At 71.4% G+C, this 8,739-nt stretch carries 8 protein-coding genes; 6 read left to right on the forward strand and 2 right to left on the reverse strand.

Annotated features, from left to right (window positions below):
- On the reverse strand, positions 1 to 1,151 hold a 1,151-nt coding region (locus E4099_RS24380; RefSeq protein WP_135341269.1), incomplete at its 3' end, for a protein kinase domain-containing protein.
- Between the two features lie 316 nt (positions 1,152 to 1,467).
- On the opposite strand from E4099_RS24380, the gene E4099_RS24385 reads away from it, so the two are divergent.
- The 3 genes from E4099_RS24385 (at position 1,468) to E4099_RS24395 (ending at position 5,073) form a co-directional block, all read left to right on the forward strand.
- Complete coding sequence (locus tag E4099_RS24385) at positions 1,468 to 3,042, forward strand: protein kinase domain-containing protein (protein WP_135341270.1); 1,575 nt, start codon at positions 1,468 to 1,470, stop codon at positions 3,040 to 3,042.
- 300 nt (positions 3,043 to 3,342) lie between these two features.
- On the forward strand, positions 3,343 to 3,987 hold the full coding sequence (locus tag E4099_RS35075) for a pyridoxamine 5'-phosphate oxidase family protein (protein ID WP_342451941.1): 645 nt from the start codon (positions 3,343 to 3,345) through the stop codon (positions 3,985 to 3,987).
- Between the two features lie 24 nt (positions 3,988 to 4,011).
- Positions 4,012 to 5,073, forward strand: a complete 1,062-nt coding sequence (locus E4099_RS24395) for a phosphotransferase (protein WP_135341271.1) — start codon at positions 4,012 to 4,014, stop codon at positions 5,071 to 5,073.
- A gap of 17 nt (positions 5,074 to 5,090) precedes the next feature.
- Here the strand turns inward: E4099_RS24395 and E4099_RS24400 are convergent, their stop codons facing one another.
- Positions 5,091 to 5,759, reverse strand: coding sequence for a response regulator (locus E4099_RS24400; protein WP_135341272.1), 669 nt, complete (start codon positions 5,757 to 5,759; stop codon positions 5,091 to 5,093).
- A gap of 347 nt (positions 5,760 to 6,106) precedes the next feature.
- On the opposite strand from E4099_RS24400, the gene pdhA reads away from it, so the two are divergent.
- The 3 genes from pdhA to E4099_RS24415 all read left to right on the forward strand — a co-directional run.
- Complete coding sequence (gene pdhA, locus E4099_RS24405) at positions 6,107 to 7,258, forward strand: pyruvate dehydrogenase (acetyl-transferring) E1 component subunit alpha (protein ID WP_135341273.1); 1,152 nt, start codon at positions 6,107 to 6,109, stop codon at positions 7,256 to 7,258.
- Between the two features lies 1 nt (position 7,259).
- The gene (locus tag E4099_RS24410; protein ID WP_135341274.1) at positions 7,260 to 8,240 is read left to right on the forward strand and encodes an alpha-ketoacid dehydrogenase subunit beta; all 981 of its coding nucleotides are present in this window, start codon (positions 7,260 to 7,262) and stop codon (positions 8,238 to 8,240) included.
- A gap of 23 nt (positions 8,241 to 8,263) precedes the next feature.
- Positions 8,264 to 8,739: biotin/lipoyl-containing protein (locus tag E4099_RS24415; RefSeq protein ID WP_342451942.1), on the forward strand; the 476-nt coding region annotated here is incomplete at its 3' end.

Here is an 8,739-nt window from a genome sequence, read left to right on the forward strand (position 1 = left end):
GTGGAGTAGCCGTACGGCGGCGGGGTGCTGGGCCCGCTGCTGTACGCCTGGGTGGGCGCCCCCGCCGTGGGGAAGCCCTGCTGGGGGTTCGGAGTGGACGGGCCGAAGCCCCCGCCGCCGAACTGGCCCTGCCCCTGCGGCTGGTACGGGGTCTGCACGCCCTGCTGCGGGCCGGGGACCGGGGTGTCGACGGGCGGGAAGACCGCCGAGCCCACGCCCGCGCCGCTGCGGGCCGGCGGGCCGCCGCTGATGATGATCGGGGAGGCCCCGGTCCCGCCCTGGCCGACCCGTGCGCACTCGTCGCGCATCGCCTCGGCGCTGGGGAACCGCTCGTTCGGGTTCTTCTTCAGCGCGCGGGCCACCAGCGCGTCCACCGCCGGCGGGATCGCCTGGTTGATGGAGGACGGCGCGACCGGCTCCTCCTGCACGTGCGCGTAGGCGATGGCCAGCGGGGAGTCCGCGTCGAACGGCAGCCGGCCGGTGAGCAGCTCGAAGAGCATGATGCCCACCGAGTACAGGTCGCTGCGGGCGTCCACGCCGCGGCCCAGCGCCTGCTCGGGGGAGAGGTACTGCGGGGTGCCCACGACCATGCCGGTCTGCGTCATGGAACTCACGCCGGACTGCATGGCCCGGGCGATACCGAAGTCCATGACCTTGACCACGCCGCGCTTGGTCACCATCACGTTGCCCGGCTTGATGTCCCGGTGCACCAGGCCCATCTCATGGCTGACCTCGAGCGCCGCCAGCACATCGCCGGTGATCTTGAGGGCCTTGTCGGTGGGCATCGCGCCGTACTGCCGGGCGTCGGTGTCCAGCACCGAGCGGAGCGGCTGGCCCTCGACGTACTCCATGATGATGTACGGCATCAGGGCGCCGTCTATCTCGTCCTCGCCGGTGTCGAAGACCGAGACGATGTTGGTGTGCGAGAGCTTGGCCACAGCCTGCGCCTCGCGCCGGAAGCGCTCGCGGAAGGACTGCTCGCGGCCCAGCTCGGTGTGGAGTGTCTTGATCGCGACCTGGCGGTCCAGCGCGGTGTCGTAGGCGAGGTGCACGGACGCCATCCCGCCCTCGCCGAGCAGGTCCTGTAGCTGGTAGCGGCCACCACCGATGGACTGGCCTGCGTAGCGGCCTTGTGCGCCGTGCTGGCTCATTGTTTTACTTCCCCCTCGGCGCACTGCCGTGACGCATTGATCCGCGCGTTGATCGTTTGTTGATCATGGTGTCTTGATCTGGCTCTACTCGATATCGTGGCCAAGTCTGCCCCAGGCCACGGACACGTCAAGCCGAGTGCCCGTTCCGTGACCGGATGCGCAAGAAGCCGTCACGCGATTTGCGCTGCTTCCTATACAACGGGTTGGATGACCGATCCATCCCTGACCGGTGCGGGGCGCGCAACCTGTAGCGTGAACCGTCGGAGCACCGTATATACCGCCCGCGTAAGCGGACAGATCACGACGGCGAGGACCGATGGCACAGAGCCGGAGCGCCCAAGGGCCCTTGGAACCTGATGCCGGGGGCACCTCCCGGTCCGAGACCGGATCGGCGGCGGCCGACTCCCCGGAGATGTGGGGCAACGGAGGTCTTGTCGGGGACGGCCGCTACCGGCTGACCCACCGGCTCGGGCGCGGCGGTATGGCCGAGGTCTTCGCGGCCGAGGACGTCCGGCTGGGCCGTACCGTGGCGGTCAAGCTGCTCCGGGCCGACCTCGCCGAAGACCCGGTTTCCAAGGCCCGCTTCACACGCGAGGCGCAGTCGGTGGCCGGGCTGAACCACCACGCGGTGGTGGCGGTCTACGACTCCGGCGAGGACATCGTCGGCCAGCACACCGTGCCGTACATCGTGATGGAGCTGGTCGAGGGCCACACCATCCGCGACCTGCTGCTCAACGCCGAGGCGCCGCCGCCGGACCAGGCGCTGATCATCGTCTCCGGGGTGTTGGAGGCGCTCGCCTACAGCCACCAGCACGGCATCGTGCACCGGGACATCAAGCCGGCGAACGTGATCATCACCACCAGCGGCGCGGTCAAGGTGATGGACTTCGGTATCGCCCGCGCCCTGCACGGTGCGGCCTCCACCATGACCCAGACCGGCATGGTGATGGGTACGCCCCAGTACCTTTCGCCCGAGCAGGCCCTCGGCAAGGCCGTGGACCACCGCTCGGACCTCTATGCCACCGGCTGCCTGCTGTACGAGCTGCTGGCGCTGCGCCCGCCGTTCGTCGGGGAGACCCCGCTGTCGGTGGTCTACCAGCACGTTCAGGACACTCCGGTGCCGCCGTCCCAGATCTCCGGCGTGCCACCGGAGTTGGACGGCCTGGTGATGCGCTCGCTCGCCAAGGATCCGGACGACCGCTTCCAGAGCGCCGAGGAGATGCGCGGCCTGGTCGGCTACGCCCTCCAGATGCTTCAGGAGGCCGGCGGGCACACCGGCGCCTGGAACACCGGTCCGGTCACCCAGGCGCTGGGCGCCACTCCGGCCATGGGGATGCCGCAGACCACCGCGATGCCGCACCCGCACCAGGGCGGCGAGACCTCGCAGCAGCCGATCATCCCGCACCGCTACGACGGTGACGACGGCGGTTTCGACGGCGGGCAGGGCCCGGGCTCGGGCCGCGGGCGCGGCCGGATGTGGCTGCTGGCGGCCCTCGCGCTGATCGCCGTCGTGGTCGGGGTGGCCATCGCGCTGAACATGGGCGGCGACAAGGGCAAGAATCCGGACACCAAGAACCCCACCACCGCGCCCACCAAGTCGCACAAGCCCAGCAAGGAGCCGACCTCCGAGGCTCCGGAGACCCCGCCGCCGAGCAACTCCGGTGACGGGATCGGCGGCTACACCCCCTCCGACGACCCCACGGACTACACCCAGAACCCGACCGAGAACCCGACGGACGAGCCGACCGACCCGGGGACGGGCGAGCCCACGGACCCGGGGACGGACGAGCCCACGGACCCGGGGACGGGCGAGCCCACCGACCCCGGCACCGGCGACCCCCAGCAGCCGACCCTGCCGGCCACCGAGGGGCAGACGAACGGCGGTCCTTGAAGAGAACTGCCGCTGCCCGAGGAGGAGCGGCCCAGCGACTGAGCCGGGCCCGCCCACCTCGGGACCTTGGCCGGGGGCACGCCGGGGCGCGCTGTGACGCGAGGCCCTGACCGCCGGGGCACCCCGTGACGCGGGACCCTGACCGCCGGGGCCCGGGTGGTGTGGGGCCTTGCCGCTGCGGGCCCGGGTGTCGCGGGACCTTGGCCTCAAGGGCCACCCCGTGACGCGGGACTTTGGACCGTGCCCCTCAGGGGCCGCGGCCCCTGGGCCAGGCCACCCCGGCCCCGGCAGGCTGGACGCATGCACATCGACGACCGCGGCGACCAGGATGACCGGGACGACCAGAGCGACCGGGGCGCCCGGGACGACCGGGACGACCAGGACCACGGTCGCGCCGATCGAGCCGGCGGCACCCACCGCACCGACCGGGACCGGGACCGCACCGATCACGCCGACCGCACCGATCGGGACCGCGACCGCGCCTACCGCACCGACCGCGGTGCGGGGCGGTGGCCCGGTCGGCGGGCCCTGGAGTTGCTGGCCGGCACCCGTTACGGGCGCGCCTCGCTGAGTCTGCACGCCCTGCCCTTCGTCACCATGACCCGGCACATCGTCACCGGCGACGAGTTGCTGCTGCGGATGCACCGGGGCCATGGCTACCACCGGGCCTGCGACGGCCAGGTGATCGCGTACGGGGCCGACACGCTGGCGGACGGGTCGGGCGGGCCGGGCGGCGCCGGCGCGGGCGAGCTGTGGTCGGTGCAGTGCGTGGGCACGGCACATCTCGACGCGCCCGCCGATGCCGAGTTGGAGCGGCTCGGACCGGCGCCCGGGACGGTCGACGGAGAGGCGTACGAACCGGTGTACCTGCGGGTCCGGCCGCGGTTCGCAACCGTCCATCACATCGTAGGTGCCTCTCCGTTTCAAGCTGGGCACGCTGAGTGACGGAAGCCGACTAACATCTGGCAAGTGCCGCGCTCACTTGTGCTCTCCGCTGAGACCGATCCCGACGCGCCTCCTGATAGGGAGACGCTGTACGCCCTGCACGCCCACTACGACCTGCCTGGCGAGCCGCTGACCTGCCGCCCGGTCAGCCACGGCCTGCTCAACCGCGGCTACCGCCTCACCACCACCCACGGCGGCTACTTCCTCAAGCACCACCTGGACGGGGACCGGGCCGCGATCGCCCGCCAGCACCGCGTCACCGAGCGGCTGGACGTGCTCGGGGTGCCCGTCGCCCCGCCGGTGGCCGACCGCTGCGGCGAGACCGTCACCGTGATCGACGGCCGCTGCTGGGCACTGCACCCCTGGGTGGAGGGCCGGCACCGGGACGGCGGCCAGCTCAACCGCGCCCAGTGCTGGGCGCTGGGCGCGCTGCTGGGCCTGGTGCACCTGTGCCTGGAGGAGGTCATCGACCCGCGCACCCCCGCTCCCTCCGCCGACCACACGCCCGACGAGCTGGGCGCCGACCCCGAGCAGACCTTCGAGCTGATCGAGCGGCTGCTGTCGCTGGCCCGGGCCCGCCAGGGTCGGGACGCCTTCGACGACCTGGCCGTACACCGGCTGGAGGAACGCCGGGAACTGCTGGCCCGGCACGCCCACCGCCGCCCGGAGGCCGCCCAGGTGCCGGCCACCGGCTGGGTGCACGGCGACTTCCACCCGCTGAACCTCCTCTACCGGGACGGCGAACCGGCCGCCATCGTGGACTGGGACCGGCTGGGTGTGCAGCCGCGCGCCGAGGAGGCGGTACGCGCCGCCGCGATCTTCTTCGTGCTCCCCGGCGGCAGGCTGGAGCTGGCCAAGGTGCGTCCGTACGCCCGCGCCTACCGCTGCGTCACCGGCGCCACCCCGGAGGAGCTGGCCGCGGCGGTGCACCGGGTCTGGTGGGAGCGGCTGAACGACTTCTGGATGCTGAGCTGGCACTACCAGCTGGGCGACTGGCGGGCCGACCCGCAGTTCCCCGCGGCGGCGGCGCTGGCGGTCTGGTGGACCCGCGAGTACGAGGCGGTACGGGCGGCCTTCGCGGGATGACCGGCGAACCGGCCCCCTCAGCCCCGCTCGGCCCGTTCGGCCTGGATCCGCGCCACGAACGCCGCCGCCTGCGAGCGGCGCTGCATGCCCAGCTTGGCCAGCAGGCTGGAGACGTAGTTCTTGATGGTCTTCTCGGCGAGGTGCAGCCGCTCTCCGATGGCCCGGTTGGTCAGGCCCTCGCCGATCAGGTCCAGGATGCGGCGCTCCTGCTCGGTCAGCTCGGCCAGCCGCTCGTCCGGCTTGGGGCCGCCCCCGCGCCGCAGCCGCTCCAGCACCCGCGCGGTGGCGGCCGGGTCCAGCAGCGACTTGCCGGCCGCGACGTCCCGTACCGCGGCGAGCAGTTCATTGCCCCGGATCGCCTTGAGCACATAGCCCGAGGCCCCGGCCATGATCGCGTCGAACAGCGCCTCGTCGTCGGCGAACGAGGTGAGCATCAGGCACCGGATGCCCTCGTCCCGGGACCGGACCTCGCGGCAGACCTCCACACCGCTGCCGTCCGGTAGGCGGACGTCGAGCACCGCCACATCGGGCCGGGCGGCCGGAATGCGTGCCAGTGCCTCCGCGGCCGTGCCCGCCTCGCCCACCACGGTGATGTCCGGTTCCCCGGCCAGCAGGTCGTGCACGCCACGCCGGACAATCTCGTGGTCGTCAAGTAGAAAAACCGTGATTTTTCCATCTTCGGGCACAGATCCAGTTTCCCATACGAACTCTTCCAATGCCCTTGCCCTGCGGGATAACGTGCCGTTGTTCCGACGGCCTGCGAGGCTTGTCACCGGTGAAATGCCCCGCTGGATCGCCATTTACTTGGATTTCCAAGCAAAATTGCAGGTCAGTGGGGTTTCGCGGTGAAGTCGCACACTGGGTAACGTGCCTTTTGCAGACACCGCCGGGACACTGTCACGCCCCGGTCGGACCTCAGCGCACCCACCCCGTGCGCTGTCGACGGTGGGGCGAGCCGCTCCCTTCGCCGCTGGAGGCGGGGGGAACCCCAGCCGCCGGCGACCCCGGGGGCCGGACAGACGGAGGAGCACACGTGACCGTGGACAGCACTGCCGCGCGCAAGCCACGCCGCAGCAGCAGCAAGCGCAGCAGCGCGAAGCAAGGCCCGGCGGAACCTCAGCTCGTACAGCTGCTGACACCTGAGGGCAAGCGGGTCGAGCACCCCGATTACTCCATTGACCTGACCCCGGAAGAGCTGCGTGGCCTGTACCGGGACATGGTGCTGACCCGCCGTTTCGACGCCGAGGCCACCACCCTCCAGCGCCAGGGCGAGCTGGGGCTGTGGGCCTCGCTGCTGGGGCAGGAGGCCGCGCAGATCGGCTCCGGCCGGGCGCTGCGCGATGACGACTATGTCTTCCCCACCTACCGAGAGCACGGCGTGGCCTGGTGCCGCGATGTCGACCCCACCAATCTGCTGGGGATGTTCCGTGGTGTGAACAACGGTGGCTGGGACCCCAACACCAACAACTTCCACCTGTACACCATCGTCATCGGTTCGCAGGCGCTGCACGCCACCGGGTACGCCATGGGGGTGGCGAAGGACGGTGCCGACTCCGCGGTGATCGCCTACTTCGGTGACGGCGCCTCCAGCCAGGGCGATGTCGCCGAGGCGTTCACCTTCTCCGCGGTCTACAACGCCCCGGTCGTGTTCTTCTGCCAGAACAACCAGTGGGCCATCTCCGAGCCGACCGAGAAGCAGACCCGGGTGCCGCTCTACCAGCGCGCCCAGGGCTACGGCTTCCCGGGCGTGCGGGTGGACGGCAACGACGTCCTCGCCTGCCTGGCGGTCACCCGGGCGGCGCTGGACCGCGCCCGCACCGGTCAGGGCCCGATGCTGATCGAGGCGTTCACCTACCGGATGGGCGCCCACACCACCTCCGACGACCCCACGCGCTACCGGCGCGACGAGGAGCGCGAGATGTGGGAGGCCAAGGACCCGATCCTGCGGCTGCGCACCTACCTCACCGACGAGGGCATGGCCGACGAGGCCTTCTTCGCCGGCCTCGAGGAGGAGAGCGACGCGCTGGCCAAGCGGGTGCGCGACGTGGTGCGAGCGATGCCCGACCCGGACCACATGGCCATGTTCGAGCACACCTACGCCGATGGGCACGCGCTCGTCGACGAGGAGCGCGCGGCCTACGCCGAGTACCAGGCTTCGTTCGTCACCGCCGAGGAGGGCAACTGACATGGCCACTGAAAAGATGTCGCTCCTCAAGGCGATCAACGCCTCGCTGCGCACCGCGCTGGAGAACGACCCCAAGGTCCTGATCATGGGTGAGGACGTCGGCAAGCTCGGCGGCGTCTTCCGGGTCACCGACGGGCTGCAGAAGGACTTCGGCGAGGAGCGGGTCATCGACACCCCGCTGGCCGAGTCCGGCATCGTCGGCACCGCGATCGGCCTGGCGCTGCGCGGCTACCGCCCGGTGGTGGAGATCCAGTTCGACGGCTTCGTCTTCCCGGCCTACGACCAGATCGTCACCCAGCTCGCCAAGATGCACGCCCGCTCGCTGGGCAAGGTCAAGCTCCCGGTCGTCATCCGCATCCCCTACGGCGGCGGCATCGGTGCCGTGGAGCACCACAGCGAGTCGCCGGAGGCGCTGTTCGCGCACGTCGCGGGCCTCAAGTGCGTCTCCCCCTCGAACGCCTCGGACGCCTACTGGATGATGCAGCAGGCGATCGCCAGCGACGACCCGGTGATCTACTTCGAGCCGAAGCGGCGCTACCACGACAAGTCCGAGCTGGACACCGCCGCCATCCCGGGCCCGCTGCACACGGCCCGGGTGACCCGGCCCGGCACCGACCTCACCCTGGCCGCCTACGGCCCGATGGTGAAGGTGTGCCTGGACGCCGCCGCCGCGGCGGCCGAGGAGGGCAAGTCGATCGAGGTCGTGGACCTGCGGTCGATGTCCCCCATCGACTTCGACACCCTTCAGACCTCCGTGGAGAAGACCGGCCGGCTGGTCGTCGTGCACGAGGCCCCGGTCTTCCTGGGCACCGGCTCGGAGATCGCCGCCCGGATCACCGAGCGGTGCTTCTACCACCTGGAGGCCCCGGTGCTGCGGGTGGGCGGTTTCCACGCCCCGTACCCGCCGTCCCGGCTGGAGGACGAGTACCTTCCCGATCTGGACCGGGTGCTCGACGCCGTCGACCGCGCGCTGGCGTACTGAGGGGCTTGAGGAGAGTCGTGACCATGACTGCAACCGATCAGCGCTTCCGCGAGTTCAAGATGCCCGACGTGGGCGAGGGGCTCACCGAGGCCGAGATCCTCAAGTGGTACGTCGCACCGGGCGACACCGTGACCGACGGCCAGGTGGTCTGCGAGGTCGAGACGGCCAAGGCCGCGGTCGAACTGCCCATCCCGTTCGACGGGGTGGTGCACGAGCTGCGCTTCGGCGAGGGCGTCACGGTGGATGTCGGCACCGTGATCATCTCGGTGGACACCCAGCCGGGTGCCGGTGACGCCGCCCCGGCCGCCGCCGCGCCCGCCCCGGCCGCCGCCGCGCCCGCGCCGGCACCCGCCGCGGAGGAGGAGGAGCCCCAGGGCCGCCAGGCCGTCCTGGTCGGCTACGGCGTCGCCCCGTCCTCCACCAAGCGCCGCCCGCGCAAGGCGCAGGCGCAGGCCGGTCAGGCGCCGGCCGCCGCCGCCCTCCAGGCCGAGTTCAACGG

Source organism: Streptomyces palmae, from assembly GCF_004684805.1.
In the GTDB taxonomy this organism is placed as follows: Bacteria; Actinomycetota; Actinomycetes; order Streptomycetales; family Streptomycetaceae; genus Streptomyces; species Streptomyces palmae.